Origin of the sequence: Vibrio splendidus (assembly GCF_003345295.1) — a bacterium.
GTDB lineage: Bacteria > Pseudomonadota > Gammaproteobacteria > Enterobacterales > Vibrionaceae > Vibrio > Vibrio splendidus_K.
In genome coordinates, this window is sequence record NZ_CP031055.1 from 2,072,820 (window position 1) to 2,098,793 (window position 25,974).

At 44.3% G+C, this 25,974-nt stretch carries 22 protein-coding genes; 8 read left to right on the forward strand and 14 right to left on the reverse strand.

All coding sequences use genetic code 11. The features are described 5' to 3' along the window. The first annotated feature begins 57 nt into the window (after positions 1 to 57). The gene (locus DUN60_RS09030; RefSeq protein WP_114633793.1) at positions 58 to 1,329 is read left to right on the forward strand and encodes a YeaH/YhbH family protein; all 1,272 of its coding nucleotides are present in this window, start codon (positions 58 to 60) and stop codon (positions 1,327 to 1,329) included. Positions 1,330 to 1,340: 11 nt separating this feature from the next. Further along, positions 1,341 to 2,903 carry a SpoVR family protein gene (locus DUN60_RS09035; RefSeq protein ID WP_065103239.1) on the forward strand — a complete coding sequence of 521 codons (1,563 nt, stop codon included), beginning with the start codon at positions 1,341 to 1,343 and terminating at the stop codon, positions 2,901 to 2,903. A gap of 199 nt (positions 2,904 to 3,102) precedes the next feature. On the opposite strand, the gene sohB is transcribed toward DUN60_RS09035, so the two are convergent. Then, positions 3,103 to 4,170, reverse strand: coding sequence for a protease SohB (gene sohB, locus DUN60_RS09040; RefSeq protein ID WP_162808219.1), 1,068 nt, complete (start codon positions 4,168 to 4,170; stop codon positions 3,103 to 3,105). Positions 4,171 to 4,307: 137 nt separating this feature from the next. On the opposite strand from sohB, the gene DUN60_RS09045 reads away from it, so the two are divergent. The 4 genes from DUN60_RS09045 (at position 4,308) to DUN60_RS09060 (ending at position 10,611) form a co-directional block, all read left to right on the forward strand. Beyond that, positions 4,308 to 5,048: a YciK family oxidoreductase gene (locus DUN60_RS09045; RefSeq protein ID WP_004736577.1), complete on the forward strand. Its 741-nt coding sequence runs from the start codon at positions 4,308 to 4,310 to the stop codon at positions 5,046 to 5,048. 155 nt (positions 5,049 to 5,203) lie between these two features. Next, positions 5,204 to 5,911 (forward strand): translesion DNA synthesis-associated protein ImuA, encoded by a 708-nt coding sequence (gene imuA / locus DUN60_RS09050; protein ID WP_114633794.1) that lies wholly within the window; start codon positions 5,204 to 5,206, stop codon positions 5,909 to 5,911. Positions 5,912 to 5,914: 3 nt separating this feature from the next. Then, positions 5,915 to 7,399 (forward strand): Y-family DNA polymerase, encoded by a 1,485-nt coding sequence (locus tag DUN60_RS09055; RefSeq protein ID WP_114633795.1) that lies wholly within the window; start codon positions 5,915 to 5,917, stop codon positions 7,397 to 7,399. Between the two features lie 119 nt (positions 7,400 to 7,518). After that, entirely contained in the window at positions 7,519 to 10,611 is a 3,093-nt protein-coding gene (locus DUN60_RS09060; protein WP_114633796.1) for an error-prone DNA polymerase, read from the forward strand. A gap of 309 nt (positions 10,612 to 10,920) precedes the next feature. Here the strand turns inward: DUN60_RS09060 and DUN60_RS09065 are convergent, their stop codons facing one another. Together DUN60_RS09065 and mlc are read right to left on the reverse strand one after the other, a co-directional pair. Beyond that, on the reverse strand, positions 10,921 to 11,862 hold the full coding sequence (locus tag DUN60_RS09065) for a chemotaxis protein CheV (RefSeq protein ID WP_004736572.1): 942 nt from the start codon (positions 11,860 to 11,862) through the stop codon (positions 10,921 to 10,923). 168 nt (positions 11,863 to 12,030) lie between these two features. Continuing rightward, positions 12,031 to 13,248, reverse strand: coding sequence for a sugar metabolism global transcriptional regulator Mlc (gene mlc / locus DUN60_RS09070; protein WP_114633797.1), 1,218 nt, complete (start codon positions 13,246 to 13,248; stop codon positions 12,031 to 12,033). A 319-nt stretch (positions 13,249 to 13,567) separates the two neighbouring features. On the opposite strand from mlc, the gene pyk reads away from it, so the two are divergent. Next, the gene (pyk, locus tag DUN60_RS09075) at positions 13,568 to 15,016 is read left to right on the forward strand and encodes a pyruvate kinase (protein ID WP_017085832.1); all 1,449 of its coding nucleotides are present in this window, start codon (positions 13,568 to 13,570) and stop codon (positions 15,014 to 15,016) included. A gap of 171 nt (positions 15,017 to 15,187) precedes the next feature. On the opposite strand, the gene DUN60_RS09080 is transcribed toward pyk, so the two are convergent. Both DUN60_RS09080 and cydH read right to left on the reverse strand, forming a co-directional pair. Continuing rightward, positions 15,188 to 16,390, reverse strand: coding sequence for a patatin-like phospholipase family protein (locus DUN60_RS09080; protein WP_114633798.1), 1,203 nt, complete (start codon positions 16,388 to 16,390; stop codon positions 15,188 to 15,190). Between the two features lie 41 nt (positions 16,391 to 16,431). Further along, positions 16,432 to 16,521, reverse strand: a complete 90-nt coding sequence (cydH, locus tag DUN60_RS09085) for a cytochrome bd-I oxidase subunit CydH (RefSeq protein ID WP_114633799.1) — start codon at positions 16,519 to 16,521, stop codon at positions 16,432 to 16,434. A gap of 145 nt (positions 16,522 to 16,666) precedes the next feature. On the opposite strand from cydH, the gene DUN60_RS09090 reads away from it, so the two are divergent. Continuing rightward, positions 16,667 to 17,260: a porin family protein gene (locus DUN60_RS09090; RefSeq protein ID WP_114633800.1), complete on the forward strand. Its 594-nt coding sequence runs from the start codon at positions 16,667 to 16,669 to the stop codon at positions 17,258 to 17,260. 111 nt (positions 17,261 to 17,371) lie between these two features. Here DUN60_RS09090 and DUN60_RS09095 read toward each other — a convergent pair whose 3' ends face one another. From DUN60_RS09095 to acpP, 9 genes are all read right to left on the reverse strand, one after another. Beyond that, entirely contained in the window at positions 17,372 to 17,776 is a 405-nt protein-coding gene (locus tag DUN60_RS09095) for a hypothetical protein (RefSeq protein ID WP_114633801.1), read from the reverse strand. Positions 17,777 to 18,005: 229 nt separating this feature from the next. Further along, positions 18,006 to 19,436, reverse strand: coding sequence for a PTS glucose transporter subunit IIBC (gene ptsG, locus DUN60_RS09100; protein WP_004736562.1), 1,431 nt, complete (start codon positions 19,434 to 19,436; stop codon positions 18,006 to 18,008). 444 nt (positions 19,437 to 19,880) lie between these two features. Then, positions 19,881 to 20,648: a TatD family hydrolase gene (locus tag DUN60_RS09105; RefSeq protein WP_114633802.1), complete on the reverse strand. Its 768-nt coding sequence runs from the start codon at positions 20,646 to 20,648 to the stop codon at positions 19,881 to 19,883. After that, positions 20,639 to 21,604 carry a DNA polymerase III subunit delta' gene (locus tag DUN60_RS09110; protein ID WP_114633803.1) on the reverse strand — a complete coding sequence of 322 codons (966 nt, stop codon included), beginning with the start codon at positions 21,602 to 21,604 and terminating at the stop codon, positions 20,639 to 20,641. The genes DUN60_RS09105 and DUN60_RS09110 overlap by 10 nt, the downstream gene beginning before the upstream one ends. Before the next feature lie 6 nt (positions 21,605 to 21,610). After that, on the reverse strand, positions 21,611 to 22,243 hold the full coding sequence (gene tmk, locus DUN60_RS09115; RefSeq protein ID WP_114633804.1) for a dTMP kinase: 633 nt from the start codon (positions 22,241 to 22,243) through the stop codon (positions 21,611 to 21,613). Positions 22,244 to 22,253: 10 nt separating this feature from the next. Further along, positions 22,254 to 23,270 carry an endolytic transglycosylase MltG gene (gene mltG / locus DUN60_RS09120; protein ID WP_114633805.1) on the reverse strand — a complete coding sequence of 339 codons (1,017 nt, stop codon included), beginning with the start codon at positions 23,268 to 23,270 and terminating at the stop codon, positions 22,254 to 22,256. Then, the gene (gene pabC / locus DUN60_RS09125; protein ID WP_114633806.1) at positions 23,267 to 24,145 is read right to left on the reverse strand and encodes an aminodeoxychorismate lyase; all 879 of its coding nucleotides are present in this window, start codon (positions 24,143 to 24,145) and stop codon (positions 23,267 to 23,269) included. The genes mltG and pabC overlap by 4 nt, the downstream gene beginning before the upstream one ends. 104 nt (positions 24,146 to 24,249) lie before the next feature. Continuing rightward, positions 24,250 to 25,494: a beta-ketoacyl-ACP synthase II gene (gene fabF, locus DUN60_RS09130; RefSeq protein ID WP_004736554.1), complete on the reverse strand. Its 1,245-nt coding sequence runs from the start codon at positions 25,492 to 25,494 to the stop codon at positions 24,250 to 24,252. A 93-nt stretch (positions 25,495 to 25,587) separates the two neighbouring features. Further along, positions 25,588 to 25,821 (reverse strand): acyl carrier protein, encoded by a 234-nt coding sequence (gene acpP, locus DUN60_RS09135; protein WP_012603569.1) that lies wholly within the window; start codon positions 25,819 to 25,821, stop codon positions 25,588 to 25,590. Between the last annotated feature and the right edge of the window lie 153 nt (positions 25,822 to 25,974).

Here is a 25,974-nt window from a genome sequence, read left to right on the forward strand (position 1 = left end):
AATAACTCTTACAACCTATAAAAGTAGGATCGCGATATCAGCTGAGAGGGAGTTCTTATGGCACAATTTATCGATCGGAGGCTCAATGGCAAAAATAAGAGTGCTGTAAATAGACAGCGCTTCTTAAGACGCCATAAAGAGCAAATCAAAGAATCTGTGGCCGATGCAGTTAACCGACGCTCAATCACTAATACTGAAACGGGTGAAGACGTTACTATTCCTCATAAAGACATCAAAGAGCCTAGCTTTCATCAAGGCCAAGGCGGCGTAAGAGAACGTGTTCATCCAGGTAATGACCAGTTCATCACGGGTGACAAGATCGAACGCCCTAAAGGTGGTGGTCAAGGCGGCGGTTCAGGTCAAGGTGATGCAAGCCCTGATGGCGAAGGCCAAGACGAATTTACCTTCCAAATATCAAAGGATGAGTACCTAGACATTCTCTTTGAGGATTTGGCACTCCCTAATCTTGAAAAAAATCAGGTCAACAAAATCACTGAGTGGAAGATACACCGCTCCGGTTACCAAAGTGCGGGGATTCCATCCAACATCGCTATTGTCCGCTCTCTACAACAATCTCTTGCTCGAAGAACGGCGATGACGGCGGGTAGAAAGCGGGAATTAAATACTCTAATGGAGCAGCTCGACCAAGTTAAAATGACTGAGCCTGCACAACCCTTTGAAGAAACACGTCTAAAAGAAGAGATCGCCGAACTGCGTAAACGCATTGAGAGCGTGCCATTCATTGACACCTTCGATTTACGTTACAAAAACTACGAGAAGCGCCCTATTCCATCTAGCCAAGCGGTAATGTTCTGTCTAATGGATGTTTCGGGCTCAATGGACCAAGCAACCAAAGACATCGCTAAGCGCTTTTATGTGCTGCTCTACCTGTTCTTGAACCGTACTTATGAAAACGTCGATGTGGTGTTTATTCGTCACCATACTCAGGCTAAAGAAGTCGACGAACATGAGTTCTTCTACTCACAAGAAACCGGTGGCACCATCGTTTCCAGTGCACTGAAACTAATGAAAGAAATTGTCGCAGATCGTTATCCTGATAATGAGTGGAATATCTACGCAGCACAAGCTTCTGATGGAGATAACTGGGCTGATGACTCGCCTCGCTGTAAAGAATTGCTGGTCAATACGCTATTGCCGACTTGCCAATATTACTCTTACATCGAGATTACGCGCCGTTCACACCAAACGCTTTGGCACGAGTACGAGAAGCTAGAAGCAAGCTTCGATAACTTCGCCATGAAGAACATTAAAACGGTGGATGATATTTTTCCTGTGTTTAGAGAACTGTTCCAGAAAGAGACAGCGTAAGGGGGCTTGCCATGACAGCGAAATCAAACGTTGCAGAAAAAGACAAAGCGACACAGAAGAGAAACGACAAGATGCTGCCTGATGGTCCAGATTGGACGTTCAACCTCTTAGAGCAATATCACGTAGAAATTAAGCGTGTAGCGCAGCATTACCGTTTAGACACTTACCCGAACCAGATTGAAGTAATTACCTCTGAGCAGATGATGGATGCTTACTCCAGTATTGGTATGCCGATCAATTACAACCACTGGTCTTTTGGTAAGAAGTTCATCCAGACAGAGCAAAACTACAAACACGGCCAAATGGGCTTAGCGTACGAAATCGTGATCAACTCAGATCCGTGTATCGCTTACTTAATGGAAGAGAACACGGTCACGATGCAAGCGTTGGTAATGGCGCACGCATGTTACGGCCATAACTCGTTCTTTAAGGGTAATTACCTGTTCCAAACCTGGACTGATGCAAGCTCGATTATCGACTATCTATTGTTCGCGAAAAAATACATTACTGATTGCGAAGAAAAATACGGTGTAGCTGAAGTCGAGAAACTTCTCGATTCTTGTCATGCTCTCATGAACTACGGTGTAGACAGATACAAACGCCCTGAAAAGATTTCCATTGCGGAAGAAACCGCAAGACAAGAAGAACGTGAAGCGTATCTGCAATCTCAAGTGAACGAACTTTGGAGAACGGTTCCTCAGAACAAAAGTAAGGAAGAAGAAACCAAGATACGTTTCCCTAGTGAGCCTCAAGAAAACATTCTGTACTTTATTGAGAAGAACGCCCCACTGCTTGAACCTTGGCAACGAGAGTGTGTTCGTATTGTTCGCAAGGTAAGCCAATACTTCTATCCTCAGAAACAAACTCAAGTAATGAATGAGGGCTGGGCAACCTTCTGGCATTACACCATTCTTAACCACCTTTACGACGAAGGCTTGGTGAGTGATAAGTTCATCTTAGAGTTCCTACACAGTCACACCAGTGTGGTTGCTCAACCCGCCTACAACAGCCCTTATTTCAGTGGGATAAATCCTTACGCACTTGGCTTTGCAATGTTTAGAGACATCCGACGCATCTGCGAAGAGCCCACCGATGAAGATAAAGAGTGGTTCCCTGAATTAGCCGGAAGTGATTGGTTAGAAGCGGTGCACTTTGCGATGCACAACTTCAAAGATGAAAGCTTCATCAGCCAGTACCTTTCTCCAAAGATCATTCGTGACTTTAAGCTGTTCTCAGTGCTCGACGACGACCGTAAAAATACCATTGAAGTCAGTGCGATTCACGATGATCCTGGCTATCGCCTGATTAGAGAAAAGCTCGCGGCGCAGTACAACCTAAGCAACCTTGAGCCGAATATTCAGGTGTTTAATGTCGATGTTCGTGGTGATCGCTCAATGACACTGCAATATGTGCCTCATGACCGTATCCCGCTAGATAAAGGCTACGATGAAGTATTAAAGCACCTTTATCGCTTATGGGGCTTTGATGTGATTTTGGAAGAGCTCAAAGACACAGGTCATAGAGAAATATTGACCACCTGTCCGAAACGAAATGATTATGGAGCCAAGATTTAATGCTAATCACAATAAGTAAGTGATTGGTATAAGACTCCGCTCCCCCTACAACATAGTGGTTAAACCCGCTCGGAAGTGGAGCAATAAAAAAGCGCATAAGTCTGATGACTTATGCGCTTTCTTTTTAAGGCTCAAACGTCTTCAATAGACGCAAGGCACTAAACCTAGATACTAGAGCTAAAGCTAAAGCTAAATAAGCTTAAACAATCGGCTTTTGGCCGCGTTCAATCAGCTTCATCAGCACGCTGTCTGCAGATTGACCTGCCACGCCCGCTAGTTTGTCTGACAGCTTTTTCTTCTGTACGTAGTGAATCGCTAGAACCGTTTTGTCCTTACATGCCGCTACGACTAAATCATCGGAAGTGCTGATCTCATCCACCAGCCCAAGCTCATGTGCTTGTGTACCAAACCAGTGTTCACCCGTTGCTACTTTTTCAAGATCGAGTGCTGGACGATGGTCACGGATGAAGTCTTTGAATAGGCCATGTGTCTCTTCGAGCTCTTCTTTAAACTTCTCGCGTGCTTTATCGCTGTTCTCGCCAAACATAGTAAGCGTGCGTTTGTACTCACCCGCCGTTAGCTGTTCGAACTCAATGTCATGCTTTTTAAGCAATTTATTGAAGTTTGGCAGTTGAGCAATAACACCAATAGAGCCAACAATAGCAAAAGGTGCAGATACAATTTTGTCCGCGATACATGCCATCATGTAACCACCACTCGCGGCTACTTTGTCTACAGAGATAATCAGAGGCAGGCCTGCTGCTTTGATACGGTCGAGTTGAGAAGACGCCAAACCATAGCCGTGAACCATGCCACCGCCAGACTCAAGTTTAAGCAATACTTCATCGCCTTCACGAGCCACAGCTAGAACCGCTGTTACCTCTTCACGTAATGAAGCCACTTCTTTCGCATCAATGCTGCCATTAAAGTCGAGAACGAATAGGTGTGGTTCACGCTTGCTATCAAGCTCACCCTCTTTCGCTGCTTTCTTCACTTCTTTGCCACGTGATTTTACTTTTTCTTTTTCCGCTTTCTTTTCTGCTTTATCACGTGCTTTGATGAAAGCATCATCATGCAAATGGTGCTCTAGTTGTTCAATCGTTTGTTTGTGGTGTTCAGATAGGTTCGTGATTTCCAGCTCACCTTTAATCGCGCTTGATTTTCCACCCACCGATTTAGCAATCACTAAAATTGCAATGATGGCGATTACAACGGTCGCAATCTTGGCTAAAAACAAGCCGTAGTCCAACAAAAATTCCAATGTCATATCCCCTATTGTATGAATTAGTGTATTGTAACCATCTTGTCACGATTACCAAGAATTTCTCATCATTCCTGCGGTTATCTGTGTGATTAAACATCAATGGAATGACGAACATAATAAAAGAAAGAAGGATAAGCACAGTGGATTACCCAATCTCTACAGATGCCCTCAAAGATAAAGTAATTTTGGTTACAGGTGCCGGTGCTGGCATTGGTCGCCAAGCCGCACTAAGCTTCGCTCAACATGGTGCAACTGTCATTCTGTTAGGCCGCAATGTTAAAAACCTTGAATTCATTTACGATGAAATCGAAAGTGCTGGTTACCCTCAGGCTGCGATCATTCCGCTAGACCTCAAAGGAGCAACAAAGCAGAACTACATTGATATGGCTGAAACCATTGAATCACAGTTCGGTCGTTTAGACGGCCTACTGCATAACGCAGGTGTGCTTGGCACGTTAAGTCCATTCGATCAAATCGATGAAGAAACGTTTGATGGCGTAATGCAAATCAACGTTAAAGCTGAATTTCTAATGACTCAAGCATTACTGCCTGTAATTAAGAAAGCTGAAGCGGGTCGTATTGTCTTTACCTCTTCAACGGTTGGTCACTCTGGCCGTGCGTTCTGGGGCACTTACGCGATTTCTAAGTTTGCTACCGAAGGCATGATGCAAATCCTAGCGGACGAACTTGAAGACACCAACATCCGTGTAAACGCGATCAATCCAGGCGGCACTCAAACACGCATGCGTGCAAAAGCGTACCCAGGTGAAGATGCGAACAAGCTGAAAACGCCACTCGACATCATCCCGCTGTACCTACACTTAATGAACCCAAGTGTGACAGACATTAATGGCCAATGTATCGATGCTCAACCTAAGTAACTGATATCATTAACCAACAGTAAGAAGCCGCTTCCATAGCGGCTTTTTTTGCATCTAAATCAATCATCTAATATTTAGTTCATCTGATTTTCGTCATTTTTCTTTGCATCTTTTTCATTGTCAAATATACTGTATAAATATACAGGTATTTAATTATGCATGAACTAATAAAAAACTTACAAGACCGCCAGCTAATCTGGACAGGGTTACAATCAACAGCGCAAGGAAGCACTACTTCAACAGGCTATTCTCAATTGGATAAACAGCTTGATGGTGGCTTTCCGACGCATGGTGTTATTGAGGTTGAATCGCAACAAGGGATCGGCGAACTTCGCCTGCTTACACCCTATTTAGCTCAACAAAACTCACAAAAATTGGCCATCTTCATTAACCCACCGGGGAAGATCTGTGCTGAGTTTTTTAGCAGCCAAGGTATTGAACTAGAGAACATCCTCGTTATCCAACCTCAGCGCGATCTCGATGCATTGTGGGCAGCAGAGCAGTGCCTTAAAAGCGGCGCCTGTCACTCGGTATTGCTATGGGGAGCCGATCTAGAAATACACCAAACCAAGCGCCTGCAAGCAGCAAGCGAAACCGGTAAGTGTCTGCAATTTCACTTTAAGGCCAGCAGCCATAATCAGTTATCCCTACCCGTTTCTCTAAGTATGAAGCTATCTTCTCACGCCCAAGGGTTAAAGGTTGAGGTCACAAAAAGGAAAGGCAGTTGGTCATATGGCTTCTTTATTCTAGACATGAGCCAAAATTGGCCGTTACTCACTGAAAAAATCACCCTTCAAGACAGTTCACATAGTGCTTTATCAAATAACACCGTGCTGGCTTTTCCTATTGCGAAACAAGGCTAGCGTATGTTGTGGCTTTATCTGCACTTTCCATCTCTGCAGTTGGATACTTTGTTTAATTCTGAGCTATCTAACTCCGAGAAAGTTCACTCTAATGAAGAGTCACACGAGCAACCTATTATCATCGTGGATGAAAAAGATCACCGTGTGCTGCAAGCTAACCAAGCTGCTCTGCAATCGGGAATTTCACTTGGTATGGGGCTAGGGTCTGCGGCGGCGCTTTGCCATAACTTACACGTCCACCCTTACAGTATTGAGCTAGAAAAAAGCAAGCTCAAAGAGATCGCTCAATGGGCGTATTTGGTCACTTCTGACATGGCTTTACTACCACCGAATGGTTTGTTGATTAAAGCTTCTAATATGCTGTCACTTTACGATGGGTTAGATAACTACTGGCATGAGCTCAAAAGCCACTTAGAAACGCTCAATATCCAGTTCAGCTTCGCGACGGGTTACTCACCACTTTCTGCGATCCTTTTGGGCAAGCAATCCATCAACCAAGTCACTAATAATGTTGAGCAAATGAAAGCATGGGTCAATCAACAAGCATTGAGTTCTAGTGAGTTGCCAACTAAGCAAGTGGAGCGTCTGAACCGCGTCGGCATTAACTTAGTGGATGGCCTATTGAAACTGCCTTTGCAAGATGTCGCACGTCGCTTTGATATCGATTTAGTGAATTATGTTGGTCGCCTTAACGGACAGTTCAAGCACCCGATTGATTTCTATCATCCACCGGAGAATTTTCAGCAATATCTCGAGCTATTGTTTGATATTGAAAACATCCTGTTTATCGAAAAGCCGTTACTGAAATTATTAAATCAACTCGAGTGTTTTTTGAAACTACGCGACCGAGTGGCTTTCGAGTTAACGCTGACTTTGCATCTGAGAGATAAAGACGACCACCCTGTCTCTTTCTATTCAGCACAAGGCGATTACCTTGCTGCAAAGTGGGCGAACCTGACTCATCTAACCTTAGAATCACTGAAGATCACGGCACCGGTTCAGGGGCTGACTCTCTCTTTGATTCGTCATGGAGAACCGCAAATGGCCTACCGTGATCTTTTTGATGGCAATACAGGAACACTTGCCGCGTTAGATTTGCTCTCACTACTGCAAGCAAAGCTTGGGCAACCCTGTATTCAAACACCGAAAATACAGCACGACCCAAGGCCAGAAAAGGCCAATCAGTACTCGCTCCCAACACTGAGTAAGTCTGTGGCAAAGAGGCAAACACCCACAGAGTTCGAACAGAAAATAGCAACTCCCAACATCAGCCAGCAGCGACTCAGGCCGAGTATTCTCCTGCCCGAGCCCGAAGTCTTAACCGAGAGTGTCACCTTATCTCAAGGCCCTGAGCGCATTGTTTCTGGATGGTGGGACGGAGAGAAAATCATTCGTGACTACTTTATTGCTCACAGCGAAAACGGTCGGTGGCTATGGATATTCAGAACGCCAGATAAACAATGGTTTTTGCACGGCTTATTTAGCTAGTCTGTAGGAAAAAAGTCAGTCAGTCAGACAATTTAGTCGCTCACTCAGTATAACTTACTGACGATTTCAACGTCCCTTTTCAATCAAGCCCACTCGCAATGGTTAAGTGAGATTACGTTATGTCTCAGCAATACTCAGAGCTATTTTGCCAAAGTAATTACTCCTTCCTTGAGGGAGCCTCACACGCAGAAGAGCTTGTTTTACAGGCCGACTTCTTGCGTTACAAAGCACTCGCTATCACTGATGAGTGCTCTGTGGCGGGCATCGTTAAGGTTCACTCTGCGATCAAACAACATAAACTGTCGCTCAAGCAAATTGTCGGGAGCCTATTTTGGTTAAATGAAGAGTGCCAAGTTGTCTTGTTATGTCCAAACAGACAAGCCTACGCCGAGCTGTGTCGTATTATTACCAATGCGAGACGTCGTAGCAGCAAAGGACATTATCAACTCTCTGAATGGGATATCATGTCGGCTAAGCACTGCTTCATTCTTTGGCTTCCTCAACAGAAAAATGAAGATGCGCATTGGGGGCAATGGCTTTCTCAACACCACTCCGGTCGATTGTGGATTGGCTTACAACGACACCTAAAGCAAACCGACCAGCAGTACACAGATTACTGTGTTGAGCTGTCACAACACCATCAACTGCCGATTACTGCCTGTGGTGGCGTGCTGATGCACAACGCTAATCGCTTACCCTTGCAGCATTCACTCACTGCGATCAAATACCAACGTCCCATTACTGAAGTGGGCAGTCACTTACTCGCCAATGCCGAGCGTTGTTTACGCAGCATCAATAAGATCTCTCATATATTCAAAGCTGAGTGGCTAGAAGAGAGCAACCGAATCTCTGGGCTATGCGAATTTGATTTAGACAGCTTACGTTACGAATACCCTAGCGAGCTCATTCCTCAAGGCGAAACACCTATGAGTTATTTGCATATGTTAGTCGAGAAAGGGAAACAGGCTCGCTTCCCGCGAGGCGTGCCTAACGACATTCAACAAATCATAGATAAAGAAATGGGGTTGATTGGTGAGCTCAATTACCCTTTCTTTTTTCTCACGATTCACGACATTGTCATGTTTGCCAAAAGCCAAGGTATTCTTTATCAAGGTCGAGGTTCTGCGGCTAATTCCGTGGTCTGTTACTGCCTAGAAATCACCTCTGTCGATCCAAGACAGATCTCAGTGCTATTTGAACGCTTCATCAGTAAAGAGCGCGATGAGCCACCCGATATTGATGTCGACTTTGAACATGAACGCCGTGAAGAAGTCATCCAATACATCTATCAAAAATACGGTAGAGAACGGGCTGCACTTGCTGCAACGGTCATCTCTTATCGCTTTAAAAGTGCGGTTAGAGATGTAGGTAAAGCATTGGGACTACAAGAAACTCAACTTGATTACTTCATTAAAAACACCAATCGCAGGGACAAAAGCCTAGGCTGGCAGGCTCAGTTAACTCAATTGGGGCTACAACCTGACTCTTTAAAAGGTCAGCAGTTTATCCATTTGGTCAATGAAATCATCGGTTTTCCACGTCACTTATCTCAACACGTCGGTGGCTTTGTCATATCCTCAGGGCCTTTGTATGAACTGGTTCCTGTCGAGAATGCCGCGATGCACGAACGAACCATAATTCAATGGGATAAGGATGATCTAGAAACCTTAGGCTTGCTGAAAGTCGATGTGCTTGCACTGGGTATGCTCTCTGCGATTCGTAAATGTTTCGACCTGATCCAGTCTATCCATGGACGATCACTGACCATTGCAGAGATCACTCGCCTTAAAGATGATCCTCAAGTTTACGGCATGATTCAACGGGCAGACACGGTCGGGATATTCCAAATTGAGTCACGCGCTCAAATGAGTATGCTGCCAAGGCTTAAACCGAGGACTTATTACGACTTGGTTATTCAAATCGCTATCGTGCGTCCAGGGCCTATTCAAGGCGATATGGTGCATCCGTTTCTAAAACGCCGAGATGGTATTGAGCCCATCAGCTATCCATCTAAAGATGTGGAATCGGTACTGTCACGCACTTTAGGCGTACCGATATTCCAAGAACAAGTGATTAAGCTCGCGATGGTCGCTGCAGGGTTCACCGGTGGTGAAGCCGATCAGCTCAGACGTGCGATGGCCGCTTGGAAAAAAAATGGCAACGTCTTTAAGTTTAAAAACAAGCTCATCGAGGGGATGCAAAAGCGTGGCTATGAGACAGAGTTTGCCGAACAGATCTTTAAACAGATATGCGGCTTCGGCGAGTACGGTTTTCCTGAAAGTCACTCGGCTTCATTTGCAGTATTAGCGTATTGCTCAGCTTGGTTGAAATGTTACTACCCAGAATGTTTCTACGCTTCTTTGCTCAATAGCCAACCCATGGGCTTTTATAGCCCATCGCAGTTGGTACAAGATGCCCAACGACACAATATGGTAGTTCTTCCGGTATGTGTGAACGCCTCACAAGACAACCACATAGTCGTTGAACATCAGAATAGTTTAGCGATTCGCTTAGGGCTGCGACTAATCAAAGGATTCAGCGAACATGGAATTCAAAGTGTGCTTGCCAATCGCCCGCAATCCGGTTATCGCCACCCTAGCCAGGTGAAACAGTTATCGATGAATAAAAAAGATATCGAGCTACTGGCATCGGCCAATGCGCTGCATAACGTCTCGGGAGGCCGCTTCCAGACGCGTTGGGCAATGATGGACTCAGCCTCTGATCTGCCTTTGTTTAACCAAGTCGATAACTATGCAGAAGATGATAATGGCGAGCTCTCATTGCATCAACCCAGTGAGATGCAAGATCTACTCGAAGATTTCACCAGTGTCGGGATTTCATTAAACAAACACCCAATCACTTTGCTCGAAGAAGCCAATCGATTAGGTCGATTCACACACATGAAGGACTTAATACAACAAAGACACAAATCCATGGTCACCGTTGTCGGATTAGTCACGGGTAAACAGTCACCCGGCACCGCAGCTGGTGTCACCTTTGTCACATTGGAAGATGACACAGGTAATATTAATGTTGTGGTGTGGGGAGCCACCGCCCGCGCGCAACAGCAAGCTTACCTCACAGCTAAGGCTTTAAAGGTACAAGGAGTCTTAGAGAAGGAAGGCGAAGTCGTGCATGTGATTGCGGGGAAACTTATCGATATAACTGATGAAATAGTTGGCTTGAACACCAAATCTCGAGATTTTCATTAGCGATTCAAATAGCCCTTTCATAAATGCCAGAAAAGGAAAAGGGAGGCATCAGCCTCCCTTCAATTTAAATCGTTGAGTTATGACTCAACTTCAGCTTCCGTACGTCTTTTCTTAAATTCCCTATACAGTAATAAGCTCAAAGTCATTACGACTTTAGAAGTCAACCATATCATTAAGAGGAACTACCTTAGATTGTGTGTGAAAAGTTACGCTAGTAGTTGAGCATATTTCGTTAAGAAAAATATGCTGCGTGAATATTAGCAAACGTTTCCCATAAGGTCACTCAAAATAACCGTACAGCAGTCTTAATTATAAAATCTGACGCATTCGCTCTTGAGTCACTTCAACCAGAAGGTCCGGTTGGAACTTAGAAATAAAGCGATTACACCCTACTTTCTCAACCATAGCTTCATTAAAGCTTCCACTTAATGAAGTATTTAGCGTGATGAACAGGTCATGCATTCTTGGATCCGTACGCACTTCATGCGTCAGTTTATAGCCGTCCATTTCAGGCATTTCAGCATCGGTGATCATCAACAATATTTCTTGATTGATGTCTTTACCTTCATCACACCAGCCCTTAAGTAAGGTCAGTGCTTCTAAACCATCACAACATTCAATAATGTTCAAACCCAGTTGCGATAAGGTACCTTTAATCTGGTTACGCGCGGTTGAAGAGTCATCAACGATAAGTACATTACGTCCAACCATTTCATTGGCAAGTTGCTCATCTAAAACACCGTCAGAAATCGAAACATCATAATCAATGATTTCAGCGAGTACCTTTTCAACATCAATAATCTCAACGATTTTGTGCTGCTCTTCTTCTTGAATATGCGTGATAGCAGTCAGGTAATTGGCACGACCCGTTGTCTTTGGCGGCGGCTGAATTTCAGTCCACGTCGTATTCACGATATTACGCACTTGTCCAACCAAGAAACCTTGTACAGTTCGGTTGTATTCCGTGATGATCAAGTTATTTTCTTGAGTCTCATCTCGTGACGGCGGGAAGCCAATCGCGCTGCGCAGATCGATAACAGGCACTGATTCACCACGTAGAGACGCAACACCTGTAATATGATGGTGAGAGCCCGGCAAGCGAGTGAGTACTGGCACCTTTAGGACTTCTTTCACTTTAAATACGTTAATCGCAAATAGTTGACGACTGTTTAAGCTGAATAACAAGAGCTCCAGACGGTTTTCACCGACCAGTTTGGTTCTCTGATCAACCGAATTTAAAACGCCAGACATACAACACCTTAGTGACAAATAATAACTGTGGCTACAATAGCCTACTTCAATAGGTTAAAGCAAAGCGCCAATGCACAGAATGCTTAAACTAAGTACAACAAATGATGTTATACAAAGCTTAAGTACATGGAAAGGTTTCGGGTGAGGCTAAAAGACGAGTATAAGGAGTTAACCTTCAACAACTTTCATTAACAGTTGGCCATCATATAAGGCTTGTTTAACAAGCGCAGCACCAGGCATGGTTGCTTGTTTATAGAATCGAGATTCCACCAGCTCTAAATCTTGATGGTAAACCGATAAACTCTGCTCTTCGATACACTTTTGAATCGCAGGGTACAACACGCTTTTAGCCTGATTGATAACACCACCCACCAAGATTTTCTCAGGGTTGAAAAGGTTAATCACAATCGCTATCGCGGCACCTAAGTAACGACCTAACTGTTCAATAACTTCAACAGCCAATGGATCGCCATCAGCAGCGGCAGCACAGATCTGTTCGATAGTGACGTCTTCAAACACAGTTAATGATGATGCTTCACCATTAGCCAGTCGCTCTTTCACTTGTTCACGGATCGCCTGAGAACTCGCGACTGTTTCTAAGCAACCTCGGTTGCCACAATGACAAAGTTTGCCCTGCTTATCGATCTGGATATGCCCAAGTTCACCGATATTACCGTGGCGACCTTGCAGCACTCGGCCGTCGAGAATGATCCCAGCACCTACACCATGGTGAATCGAGATAAGAACAGAATTATCGTTGTCTTGTGAGTGACCAAACAGCTTCTCTGCTAATGCCCAAGCTCGGGTATCATTGGCAATAAAGACAGGCAGACCTGTTTCTTTGTAAATCTCAGGACCCAACGCTAAATTTTTAACGTTGTAGTGCGGCATCTGCAACACAATACCTTGCTCAGAATTCACAAGGCCCGGTAGCGTAACCGCAATGCTTGTTACCCTATCGAGCTGCTCAGCATAGGTTTGGAAAAATTCATCAATTTCATGTAGAAGACGCGCAAGCACATCATCTTGGTCACGTTCATGAATATCAATCTTGGTATCGATAAGCACGTCGCCGCCCAATTCATGGAGCGCGATAGTCAAGTATCCGCGACCAAGACGCATCGACAGAAACTGCCAACCTTCGTTATTGGTTTGCAGACCGACAGCAGGACGCCCACGAGTTGTGGCTTCTTGAACCGTCGTTTCGTGAATAAGGTGAGCTTCAATGAGTTCACGGGTAATTTTAGTAATACTCGCCGGAGCCAACTCACTTTGCTTGGACAGATCGATACGAGAAATAGGACCTTTAAGGTCAATTAGTTTATATACACGACCAGCATTGACCTGTTTGATATGATCAATATGGCCCGGTTGAGCCATGTACATTTTACGCTCCAGAAATCATCAACGAGTTAATTTTTTTACTTTGCGAAGTAATTGTGAAGTCACTTGGTATATCGCCGTGACCAGTATCACGTATATACATGAATCTTTGTGTATCGAGTCAAATAGTTCGAGGAAAATTAACACCAAAATCGATAAATTGAGACTTAATTTTCAGAATAAAACATCGTTATTGAGCCCTGAATTCAATAATTAGAGACAAATAATGAAATATCTCCCTAGCTCCCAATAAATAATCAATTAATGCATATACTTAATTCAGTCTTTTAAAAGATTACTTGGCCTCACTCTAGGAGTATTCATGACAGCCGAATTAAGAAAAACGAAAATCGTCACAACGCTAGGCCCTTCTACTGATAAAGGCAACGTGCTTGAAGAGATCATCAAAGCCGGTGCCAATGTCGTCCGTATGAACTTCTCTCACGGCACCAGCGACGACCATATACAACGCGCAGAAAACGTCAGAGCAATTGCAAAAAGACTTGGCACTCAAATCGCTATTCTCGGTGACTTACAAGGCCCCAAGATTCGAGTATCGACATTCAAAGATGGCAAAATCCAACTTGCTGTGGGTGACAAATTCACTCTCGACAGTAGCCTAGGTTTAGGTGTAGGCAACCAACAAGCAGTCGGTCTTGATTATAAAGAATTACCTAACGACGTTTCAGCTAACGACATCCTGTTACTCGACGATGGTCGTGTTCAGCTGAAAGTGACCGAAGTGGAAGGCTGTCGCGTTCATACAGAAGTCATCATTGGCGGTCCACTGTCAAATAACAAAGGCATCAATAAAAAAGGCGGTGGTCTTTCCGCAGAAGCGCTGACAGAAAAAGATAAGCGCGACATCGTCACCGCAGCCCAAATCAAAGTGGATTACCTCGCAGTGTCTTTCCCACGCAACGGCGCAGACATGCACTACGCTCGTCAGCTTGCACGAGAAGCGGGATTAGAAGCTCACCTTGTAGCAAAAGTAGAGCGAGCAGAGACGGTAGCCACTGTTGAGAACATGGATGACATCATAATGGCCTCAGATGTGGTCATGGTGGCTCGTGGTGACCTCGGAGTAGAGATTGGCGACCCTGAGTTGGTCGGAGTACAAAAACAGCTTATACGCCGTGCTAGAGCGCTTAACAGAACCGTAATCACCGCAACTCAAATGATGGAATCAATGATCTCAGCACCAATGCCAACCCGTGCCGAAGTGATGGACGTTGCCAACGCCGTACTGGACGGCACCGATGCAGTGATGCTTTCAGGTGAAACCGCCGCCGGTGATTACCCGGTTGAAACAGTGAAATCAATGGCCGAAGTCTGTATTGGCGCAGAGAAAATGGCAGGAATTAATAACCAATCTAATTACCGTATTGACCGTACTTTTGTCACCGCCGAAGAAACCGTGTCGATGGCAACCATCTATTCTGCAAACCATATGGAAGGCATTAAGGGCGTAGTCACTCTCACCGAGTCAGGCCGTACTGCATTGATGATGTCTCGTCTAAGTGCTGATATGCCTATCTATGCACTATCTCGTAACGAAGGAACGCTTAATCGCTGTACCTTGTACCGCGGTGTAACACCTATCTACTTCGAGACAGAAGCCGAAGATAGCTTTGACATTGCCCTATCTACGCTCACTTGCCTAAAAGAGAAAGAGCATCTTAAGTTTGGCGATCTCGTGATCGTCACTCAAGGCGACATTATGGATGTGGCGGGCTCAACCAACTGCATGAGAATCTTGCCTGTTACTTAATCAGTTAGTGTTTGATTAGGTCAGTTCGTTGATGAACGACCCTGCCAAGATCAAAAAAGGGTTATCGAACCAAGTTCAATAACCCTTTTTCATATCAGAACACGACTCACTAACGATCGGGTTAAAACAGCATGATGAGCTAACAGTATGTTAACTTATCAACTTCAAGCATTACTTCTCAGCAGCAATGGTTGCCAACTGTGGCATGTGTGAACTGCGGGCATTTTCCGTAGAGGTATAAGTTTCTACAAATCGGTAACCCGCTTCTAAACCCATGTCGTAATCGTGCAGTAAATCTTCTTTATTACTCATTAATGAACTTGATTTCAGCGGCTTACTTGGGGCAATTTGCACGACAAACGCATCGTCTGGTGGGGAGTTCAAAAAATCCTGAGTCAATGAGTAAGTTTGGTAATGTACCATTAGCATATCAGCCAAACCGGAATCAAACTTATCACCAATTAAATGACTTAATCTATAGATGTCATCCGCCCCAAATAGCCATCGACCACCATTAAGTAAATCCAAATGTGATCTGTCGCGCTTCTGTTCTTTTGAACTGAGGATTTGTTGTTGAAAGAACGAGCTCCAATCGGTTTTCCACTGTTCCACTTTTTGCTGCCAATGACCTTGAACACTGTCAAAAGATTCCCGGAACCATTCCAGCTCTTCAGCTGATATTGGTTTGGGTGTTTTTAATCCCGTACTGTTAACTTGAACTCGAACCTCTTCCTCTAAAGGTGGCTCAGTTCTGATCACTACAATGGAACGGGCTTGTCTACGCCACGCTTCTTGAACCGGGATACAAGCGGATACACCACCATCAACATAAGCGTTATCGCCAATGAATATTTCATCGCTATACAAACGTGGAATGGCGCAAGTGGCAATCATCACCTTGTACCAGTCTTCACCAAGCAAAGGGAAATAATGATCTCGAAGATCTTTCGAAGCGGTGACCGCTGCAAAAAAATGTCTGTCACCCAGCGTTTGCCTACCGAGGTCAAGATCAAGCTTATATGGGTACGCCATGATTTGTTCTAACGCCCATTCTAATCCTAGGTTCTTTCTGTGTCGTATATAAGAAAAGAGATTAAAGAACTCTGGTGAAGTCGTGAGGTCGAGAACGAAAGAGCGGCCAAGGCCTTTATCGCGGCACAGATAAGCGCATAAGTTGAGAGCGCCCGCTGAAGTACCAAAAAATTCATCGAAGGGGTCAAAATTAGAAAGAAGAAAGGCATCCAGCACTCCAGAAGTAAAAATACTTCTCTGTCCGCCACCTTGAGCGACCAGGGCTGTTTTTCCAGCAATAAACTTAGCGTAGTAATCCAAGTCTATTGCTGCATCAATATTGGTTATAATCCCACTATTCATGATTCCCTGAGTATAAAAACTCAGCCTCGCAATAGATGGTATTAGCTACCAATCGCAATAAAACCAAATGAAAGAATGATGGTATAGATGATCGCTGTTATTTGTAGAGCATTTTTCAGATTATGGTCCATAGACACCTCTGGCTTATTATTAATTTGTCTAGTCTCTATATAAGTTCTATCAGGTGTGTGAAGTATCTTCAAGAATCGTCGAAATTAGTCGCACAATATTGATGTAACCATCACAATTAGTAAGTGTATGGATAAGGATATACTCATGAATAACAAAGCAAATATGATGGCACTGATTGCACTTTTCTCCGTTTCGAGCGTGTGTGCTTCGCCGGAGATCATCATTACCCCGATGGTGGGTTATACCGGAGGCGGTAGTGTCGAAGACCAGGATGGTAAAACGTATGATATGAAAGGTTCGGAAAACTATACCTTTGCGATTGAAACGCCACTTGAAAAAGGACGCATCGGATTTTTCTATTCTAATCAAAGCTCTGAATTAGAAACGCTCAACCTAAGCTCTTCCATCCAATACCTTCACTTTCAAAGCAGCATCTACTACCCTGCTTCCTCTGTGTTGTCTGGCTATCTAGGGCTCGGTCTTGGGGCTTCTTACGTTGATGTAGACTGGGCAAAGGATAAGTATGGATTCTCAACTTCTATCTTTGGTGGTTTAGAGTACAAATTTAGTGACCGCTTAGCGTTAAATACACAAGTACGTTGGCTAGGTACTGTGGTCGACAACGACACCTCCGGTGTTTGTAACGTACCGAGCAATGGCCAAGACTGCATCATCCGCTTTGATACTGACTGGATGAACCAATTCCAAGCCAATGTTGGATTGAGTTTTACCTTCTAGGTTGAGTCCCCATATTGGATCAATAAATCTTTAGATTAGAAGTATTCTAACGAAATGAAAAAACCAGCTTGATGCTGGCTTTTTCATTATAAAAACGGTTTTCAGTTCAACTTAGAACTTGTAGGTCACACCTAGTGCGCCGCCTACTTGTAACTCAACACCTTTGTACATGTCGAGCTCAGGGTGAACTTGTGCGTAAGCATTCCAACCTTCGTAGAAATTCACTTTCACGCCTAGCGGCAAACGCAAACCAAAGTCGTCATTCCATTCAGCCCAAGCACCAGCACCTACATACCAGCTCAACGGAGCTTCAGTTTCAAACTGACCACGCTTAAAAATATAATCAAATGCAGCGCCATCATTGCCAATAGTTGCGCGATACTTCTGATCAAACTCCACAACGACACTTAGGTCTTGGTCGATGGCGAGTCCAACTTCCAAAACTGGGGCTTCAGAAGCGTGAGCAAACGAGGCTCCGCTGCAGCACATAAGGCCGATCAAGTAACGATGTTTCATAATATTCTCAGACTGTGTTTAAAAAAGGGAGTTTACTAGAATCTCAGCGAAAGGTGTCATCGCTAGGTAAAAGATAAAAGACACGAAAAATTTGGGAACGACCATCAATTGATCGAGTTGAGCGGTAACTCTCTGAGTTGATGGGGATTAAACGCAGCAAGGTCTTTCATAGAGCAGAAAACAAAAAAGGAGGCCTCTCGGCCTCCTTTCAATTTATTGAATCAGTGAATTAACCGTTGTTACGGATCCACTCATCCATGTCTGTCTTAAGGTTGTCAGACTTAGTACCGAAGATAGCTTGTACGCCACCAGCAACTACAACAACACCTGCAGCACCTAGTTTCTTCAGTTTGTCTTGGTCAACAGCTTCTGTATCAGCTACTGCAACACGTAGACGAGTAATACAAGCGTCAAGACCAGTGATGTTCGCTTTGCCACCGAATGCAGCAACTAACTCACCAGCAAGCTCAGTACCAGTTGCAACGATGTCGTCTTCTGACTCGTCTTCGCGACCTGGAGTTTTAAGGTCAAGTGCTTTAATCACAGTGCGGAATACAATGTAGTAAATTGCAGCGTAACCAATACCACATACAACCATTAGGCCCATCTTAGACGCGTTGCCAGATAGAACTAGGAAGTCGATTAGACCGTGTGAGAAAGATGTACCGTGTACAAAACCTAGAGTGTTCGCAAGAACGTATGCAGAACCAGCTAGTAGAGCGTGGATTGCGTACAGTACTGGAGCAACGAATAGGAATGAGAATTCGATTGGTTCAGTGATACCCGTTAGGAATGAAGTCAACGCAGCAGAAGCCATGATGCCCATTACTTTAGCGCGGTTTTCAGGCTTAGCTGAGTGTGCAATTGCGATTGCAGCAGCAGGTAGACCGAACATCTTGAACATGTAACCACCAGCTAGCTGACCGAAGCCATTGCCCGCTGCACGAGATGCGTCATCAGCAACTAGGTAACAAGTAAGAACACCGTTTTGAGTTTCGCCAGCAGCGTTTACACAAGTACCAGCTTCAAAGAAGAAAGGTACGTTCCAAACGTGGTGAAGACCAAATGGAATTAGAGAACGCTCAACGATACCGTAGATACCAAACGCCACTTGTGGGTTTTGGTGAGCAGCCCAATCAGAGAACGCAGAGATAGCGCCGCCAACTGGTGGCCATACTACAGATAGTAGGATTGCTAGACCAATCGCAGAGAAACCTGTGATGATTGGCACGGCACGCTTACCAGCGAAGAAGCCTAGGTACTCTGGTAGTTGAATACGGAAGAAACGGTTGAATGCCCAAGCAGCAACACCACCGACTAGGATACCACCTAGTACACCAGTATCGATTTTATCAACGCCCATTACACCAGCCATTACGCCAAGTGTAGCAGTCATGATGCCGTAACCAACGATAGCAGCTAGACCAGCTACACCGTCGTTATTAGTAAAGCCAAGTGCTACACCTACTGCGAACAGTAGTGCCATTTGACCGAAGACTGAACCACCCGCTTGTTCCATTAAGTTTGAAACAATTTCTGGAATGAAAGGAAGGTCTGCTGCACCGACACCTAGCAAAATACCCGCAACTGGTAAAACTGATACTGGTAGCATCAGAGACTTACCAACTTTCTGCAGGTTAGCAAAAAGGTTCTTAAACATGTTTATGCTCCTGATAAAGATAAAATAATTATATGGGTTCTAACGGCACACCCCCGTAGCCTATATGTTAGCACCCAGTGAAAATGTAACCATGTATTGCATTATATTTTCTGCCGCTAAATATATATTGATGCGGAACTAACTTTCTAGTCACTTACGAAATTTAGTTTCAAAACACGTCTTGGATCACATGTCAAATCTAGAAATGCAATGCTTTACAAGCAATTAAATCATTGAAATATAAATACATTTTTTGATGGGCGTATTATTTTACTGGGTAAATAAAATAGGAGCTAATGTTATTTTTAGTAACAAAATTACAAATGATGTAAATAGTGCTCTCAAGTTCAACATAATTAGTAAACATTAAAAAAAAACGTACTTTTGGTGATCAAAAACACAAAAAGGGAGCTTTCGCTCCCTTTTATTTGTTTAGTTAGTTTTTTATCGCAAAAAAAGTTTTCGGTAATTTTTGGTTGTTTGTTCAGCAACCTCTTTCATTGACAGCCCTTTCAACTGCGCGATATAAGCCGCCACTTCGACCACATATGCAGGCTGATTCTGTTTACCTCGATATGGAATCGGAGCCAAGTATGGCGAATCCGTCTCGATCAGCAACCTATCTAGCGGTAAGTTTTTCACAACGTCTTTAAGTTCTGTGGCTTGTTTAAAGGTCACAATACCTGAGATCGAGATATAAAAACCTAATTCCATTGCCGCTTCAGCGAATGCTTGATCTTCAGTAAAACAATGAATCACACCACCGCACTTCTCTGCTCCACCATCGCGTAAAATAGCTAACGTATCTTCACGCGCGTTACGCGTGTGGATGATCAAAGGTTTATTAAGCTCAACAGCCAACTCAACGTGCTGCTTGAACCTAAGCTGTTGCAGTTCTGCCGTCTCTGGCTGGTAGTGATAATCTAAGCCTGTCTCACCTATCGCCACAACCTTTGGATTGCTCGCATACTCACACATTCTTTCTAGACAGAAATCGCTCTCTACATCGAGAGGGTGAACGCCACAAGAAGCTTTAACGTTATCGAACGGCGAAATCATCTCAAGCATGTTTTCAAACGAGTCTAATGTCACACCGACAGAAAGCAGTTGGTCTACATTTGCTGCCTTCGCCTTATTAACCACGTCTTCTACACTGGTGTGTAAATCTTGGTAATCCAGTTTGTCTAAATGACAGTGGGAATCTACGAACATGTTTCCTCGCAAGTGGCAATCAGCCAGTTCATTATGAGTAGCTCCGTATTGAGCCCGGGGTGTTGCTTTAACTGCTCAATCAATATCAACAGTTTATTCGATGCTGCGTAAGCACTTTGATAAGACATTACCTCAACCAAAGCTTTCGCACTCGGAGTCATCGCCTGATTCGCCAAACCAAAATTCAGCTTTTGCACGTCAGACAGTAAGTGCCATAGCCAGCCTAGTTGAACTAAAGGGTCTTTACTAAGCTCTTTGGAAAGCTTCAGCATGTCAGGTTGAGTACCTTTGATAACATTGACAAAACCATCGAGCACTTTTGTTGAGGCTTCAACACCGCCTTGCTCAAACATGGCTTTCGCTTTCAAAGGCGCGTTGTCATTGAGCGCTAGAATATACTGCGGAACCGCTTTACCTATTTCCCCATCTAGCCAAGCCGATCCAGTATCCAACTGTGGGCTAACCACATTGAATTGCTGACAGCGGCTAATAATAGTCGGCATTAAGCGATTACTGTTACGAGTAGAAAGAATGAAGATGCACTTACTTGATGGCTCTTCTAGAGTTTTCAGCAATGCGTTCGACGCCGATTCGTTCATCGACTCTGCAGGGTTAAGCAAGATAACGCGCAAACCACCTAACTGGGACGATTGTTGAGCCCAGCGGTTACTCGCACGTACTTGGTCAACGGTAATCGATTTACCTTCTTTCTCAGGTTCAATCACATGGAAATCCGGATGACTCCCCGACTTGATCAATTCACAACTGTGGCAAAATCCACACGACTCGCTTTCGTAATTAGTACACATCAATGCATCGGTAAGTTGGCTAATCAGCGCATCAACGCCGAGCCCTTCCGGTGCATTAACAATCACAGAGTTAGGAAAACGCTCTGCATCGAGACTTTTTTTCCACTCACTCCATACCGGTGTGAGCCAAGAATACACTTCAGCCATGACTACCTACTGTTTATTGAGCCAAGCATTGAGCGCGACTTTAATATCAGCGGCTACTTGCTCAATTTCTTGCTGTGCATTAACCACAAGAACCGTTTCGTCTTGTTCTGCAATCTCAAGGTAACGTTCACGTGTACGATCGAAGAATGAGATATCCATCTTTTCGATTCTATCGAGCTCACCACGGCCTCTAGCGCGTTCAAGCCCTACTCTAGGATCAAGATCCAAGTATAGGGTTAGATCTGGCTTAAAACCGCCTAGCGTGGTTTCTTTCAGTGATTCCATCGTAGTGCGTGCTATCTGGCGACCACCACCTTGATAAGCTTGAGATGACATATCATGGCGATCACCCAACACCCATTTACCGCTGTCTAATGCGGGCTTGATGACGTTCTCGACTAATTGAACACGTGCCGCGTACATCAGCAATAGTTCCGTCATATCTTGAAGCTTCTCACCTTCGTGCTCTTCTTTAACCAATGAACGCATCTTTTCAGCTAAGACAGTGCCACCCGGCTCACGAGTATTGACGATATCTTCAACACCCGATGCTTTTAATGTCTCAACGATGGCATTGATTGCTGTACTTTTGCCAGCACCTTCAAGGCCTTCAACTACGATAAATTTCGACTGATTCATAATTATTTCTTTATTTGTTTTTTCTTAATTGCTTTAAGTAAGCTCGTACTGCACGGTTATGCTCAGTCAAACTCTTTGAAAATACGTGACCGCCTGTTCCACTCGCAACAAAATACAGGTAGTTGCTCTTCTCTGGATTCAGCGCAGCATTGATAGACGCTTTGCCCGCCATTGCAATAGGCGTCGGTGGTAAACCACTCATTGTATAAGTGTTGTATGGCGTTGGAGTACGTAAGTCTTTCTTACGTATATTGCCTTTGTAACTGTCGCCCATGCCGTAGATAACCGTTGGGTCAGTTTGCAGACGCATACGCTTGTTCAAGCGATTAACGAACACAGAAGACACACGTTCACGCTCTGACGCTACTGCAGTTTCTTTCTCAATGATAGACGCAAGAATTAGCGCTTCATATGGCGATTTAAGAGGCAGTTTATCGGCTCTATTTTCCCACTCATCATTGACCACGTTCATCAGATCTCGGTGGGCGCGTTTCAACAAATCTAAATCCGTTGTGCCATAGGTGTAGTGGTATGTTTCCGCTAAGAAAAGGCCTTCTAGCTTTTCATTTTCGATACCAAGCTTTTGTGCGATCTCTTTTTCAGAGACATCATTCAACGTCTGCTGAATGAATTCGTTGTCTTTTAGCTGAACAAGCCACTCGTCAAAACGACTGCCTTCTACGAAGGTAATGGTAAATTGGTGCTCTTTCCCTTCTACAAGCACTTGTAGCGCCTGCTCTAGTGTTAAACCGGGTTCAAGCAGGAATGTACCCGCTTTTACGTCTACAAGCTCAGGATGTAACTTACGGATTAATTTCTCGTAAGGAGAAGCCTCAAAAAGCCCCTCGTTAATCAACTGTGCTAGAACACGGTTAAAGCTGCTACCTGCAGCAACGGTAACCACCTGCGGTTTTTCTAATTGAATAACTTGTTTCAGGTTATCTTGCGCTTGGTTGTAAACATAAAAACCAGCAGCAGCGGCTGCGATTAAGCACAAGGTAATAAAAATAAATAACTTTTTGATCACGAGTTTAGTTGTCCTTGAAGGCTACGAGTAACGGTTCCAATGTTGAATTGGGTATCACTAATACGGGTAACTGGGGCAACCCCTAAGATGGAGTTGGTCATGAAAATCTCATCAGCTTGCATGAGTTGAGATAAGCAGTAGTCACTAATTGTAACGGAAAGTTCAGCTTGATTCAGCGCGGTTAACACTTGCTTACGCATAACCCCCGCCACACCACTTTGCGTGAGTTGAGGTGTATATATCATCTGACCTTTTCGCCAAAACAGATTGGCCATGGTGGTTTCAATCACATTGCCCGAGATATCAAGAACTACACCATCAGCTTCATCGGCCTGATCCATTTCATCTTTCATCAAGATCTGCTCAAGACGATTATTGTGCTTATGGCCTGCGAGCAATGGGCTCAAACCTAGTGCTTGCTGGCAGATACCGAGTTCTACACCAGAGTCTTGCCACGCTGAATAATGACTAGGGAAACCAAATGTACTGATGGTTATCGTTGGCTTGGCGATATTCTTGGTACTGTAGCCACGACCGCCTGCCCCACGGCTAACGTGTAGCTTTATCCCAGCTTTTTGATTATGAGGCTTGTTTGTATCATGGAGGATCTTTGAACCATAAAGGCTCTTTGTTCCATGAAGGTCGTTATCTTGGATATGTTGAAGTGCATTATCGATCCAAAGGCTAACAACATCCCAATCAAGTGTCTGAATACGTAACGCTTTAAGGCATTCGTCGACACGACATTGATGATCATAAAAATGTTGAACCTGACCCTCTTGGACAAGCATGGTGGTAAAACAGCCATCTCCATACTGAAACGAGCGATCCAAGATATCGACAGTTTGCTGGCTTTCTCCATCAACCCAAAACATGTTTTTCCCCATAAAAAGAAACGGCTCAATGCTAAAGCATCAAGCCGTTTAAAAACAAGTCTAATTATGACTATCTACGAATGTTTACATCTTTAATAAGATGATTAAATCTTTTTGAAGATCAAACAGCCGTTTGTACCACCGAAACCGAATGAGTTACATGCAGCATATTCCATACCGCTAACTTTACGCGCAGTGTGGGGTACTAAGTCAATATCTAAGCCTTCTTCAGGATCATCCAAATTGATTGTTGGTGGAACAATTTGATCAATTAGAGACATCGCTGTGATGATCGCTTCAGCAGAACCTGCAGCACCTAGAAGGTGGCCTGTCATTGATTTCGTAGAAGAAACCAAGACTTGCTTGCTGCCTGCTTCGCCAAGAGCACGCTTGATGCCCTTAACTTCCGCTACGTCACCTGCAGGAGTCGAAGTACCGTGTGCATTAACATAACCGATTTGTTCACCAGTAATGCCAGCATCACGCATAGCCGCTTCCATTGCTAGTGCACCACCAGAGCCATCTTCACTTGGAGATGTCATGTGGTAAGCGTCACCCGACATACCGAAGCCAACTAGCTCACAGTAAATCTTAGCGCCACGAGCTTTAGCATGTTCATACTCTTCAAGAACCATCATGCCTGCACCGTCACCAAGAACGAAGCCGTCACGGCCTTTGTCCCATGGACGAGAAGCTTTTTGAGGCTCATCGTTACGAGTAGACAGTGCTTTAGCCGCACCAAAACCGCCCATACCTAGTGGTGTAGATGCTTTTTCAGCACCACCCGCTAGCATTGCGTCAGCATCGCCGTATGCAATCATACGAGCCGCGTGGCCAATGTTATGTAGGCCAGTCGTACATGCTGTAGAGATCGCGATGTTTGGACCGCGTAGGCCACGCATGATAGACATGTGACCCGCAATCATATTCACGATCGTCGACGGTACGAAGAACGGGCTGATTTTACGAGGGCCTTTTTCAGTTAGAGCCTTGTGACCGGCTTCGATCAAACCAAGACCACCAATACCAGAACCGATAGCAACGCCTACACGAGGAGCGTTTTCTTCAGTAATAGTTAGGGCTGAATCATCTAAAGCTTGAATACCTGCTGCGACGCCGTACTGGATGAACAAGTCCATCTTACGAGCATCTTTTTTAGTCATATACTCTTCGCAGTTAAAGTCTTTAACTAGACCTGCAAAACGAGTTGAGAAATTGGTTGCATCAAAATGATCGATATTAACGATACCACTTTGACCAGCTAGCAGGGCTTTCCAAGAAGATTCTACAGTGTTGCCTACCGGCGACAACATACCCATGCCAGTGACAACTACACGACGCTTGGACACGATATTACACTCCGGGGATTGAGGTGATTTAAGATGAGGATAGATGAGTTAGATAAAACACAGGCGGTCAAGGTGACCGCCTGGGAGAGATTATTACTGAGCGCTAGTTACGTAATCGATAGCAGCTTGAACAGTAGTAATTTTCTCAGCTTCGTCATCTGGGATTTCAGTGTCGAATTCTTCTTCTAGAGCCATTACTAGCTCAACTGTGTCTAGAGAATCTGCACCTAGGTCATCAACGAAAGAAGCTTCGTTTTTAACTTCAGCTTCGTCTACACCTAGCTGTTCAACAATGATTTTCTTTACGCGTTCTTCGAGGTTGCTCATTTTTTCTTTTCCTTTACAGAGTTCGCTTTATGCGATGTTTTCCGTAGTTTATTCAATCTATTGAAAGTTGCAAGGTCAACTTTTCTGGTCAAACCACAATTTTCACGATTTTAACCGAAATTACGTATGATCTTGACTTAAATCATGCACAAA

What these genes read in the sequence shown, in the direction of transcription:
- DUN60_RS09030 (WP_114633793.1), top strand. Translation starts at nt 58, where the DNA reads ATGGCACAATTTATCGATCGGAGGCTCAATGGCAAAAATAAGAGTGCT.
- DUN60_RS09035 (WP_065103239.1), top strand. Translation starts at nt 1,341, where the DNA reads ATGACAGCGAAATCAAACGTTGCAGAAAAAGACAAAGCGACACAGAAG.
- sohB (WP_162808219.1), bottom strand. Translation starts at nt 4,170, where the DNA reads ATGACATTGGAATTTTTGTTGGACTACGGCTTGTTTTTAGCCAAGATT.
- imuA (WP_114633794.1), top strand. Translation starts at nt 5,204, where the DNA reads ATGCATGAACTAATAAAAAACTTACAAGACCGCCAGCTAATCTGGACA.
- DUN60_RS09055 (WP_114633795.1), top strand. Translation starts at nt 5,915, where the DNA reads ATGTTGTGGCTTTATCTGCACTTTCCATCTCTGCAGTTGGATACTTTG.
- DUN60_RS09060 (WP_114633796.1), top strand. Translation starts at nt 7,519, where the DNA reads ATGTCTCAGCAATACTCAGAGCTATTTTGCCAAAGTAATTACTCCTTC.
- DUN60_RS09065 (WP_004736572.1), bottom strand. Translation starts at nt 11,862, where the DNA reads ATGTCTGGCGTTTTAAATTCGGTTGATCAGAGAACCAAACTGGTCGGT.
- mlc (WP_114633797.1), bottom strand. Translation starts at nt 13,248, where the DNA reads ATGTACATGGCTCAACCGGGCCATATTGATCATATCAAACAGGTCAAT.
- pyk (WP_017085832.1), top strand. Translation starts at nt 13,568, where the DNA reads ATGACAGCCGAATTAAGAAAAACGAAAATCGTCACAACGCTAGGCCCT.
- DUN60_RS09080 (WP_114633798.1), bottom strand. Translation starts at nt 16,390, where the DNA reads ATGAATAGTGGGATTATAACCAATATTGATGCAGCAATAGACTTGGAT.
- cydH (WP_114633799.1), bottom strand. Translation starts at nt 16,521, where the DNA reads ATGGACCATAATCTGAAAAATGCTCTACAAATAACAGCGATCATCTAT.
- DUN60_RS09090 (WP_114633800.1), top strand. Translation starts at nt 16,667, where the DNA reads ATGAATAACAAAGCAAATATGATGGCACTGATTGCACTTTTCTCCGTT.
- DUN60_RS09095 (WP_114633801.1), bottom strand. Translation starts at nt 17,776, where the DNA reads ATGAAACATCGTTACTTGATCGGCCTTATGTGCTGCAGCGGAGCCTCG.
- ptsG (WP_004736562.1), bottom strand. Translation starts at nt 19,436, where the DNA reads ATGTTTAAGAACCTTTTTGCTAACCTGCAGAAAGTTGGTAAGTCTCTG.
- DUN60_RS09105 (WP_114633802.1), bottom strand. Translation starts at nt 20,648, where the DNA reads ATGTTCGTAGATTCCCACTGTCATTTAGACAAACTGGATTACCAAGAT.
- DUN60_RS09110 (WP_114633803.1), bottom strand. Translation starts at nt 21,604, where the DNA reads ATGGCTGAAGTGTATTCTTGGCTCACACCGGTATGGAGTGAGTGGAAA.
- tmk (WP_114633804.1), bottom strand. Translation starts at nt 22,243, where the DNA reads ATGAATCAGTCGAAATTTATCGTAGTTGAAGGCCTTGAAGGTGCTGGC.
- pabC (WP_114633806.1), bottom strand. Translation starts at nt 24,145, where the DNA reads ATGTTTTGGGTTGATGGAGAAAGCCAGCAAACTGTCGATATCTTGGAT.
- acpP (WP_012603569.1), bottom strand. Translation starts at nt 25,821, where the DNA reads ATGAGCAACCTCGAAGAACGCGTAAAGAAAATCATTGTTGAACAGCTA.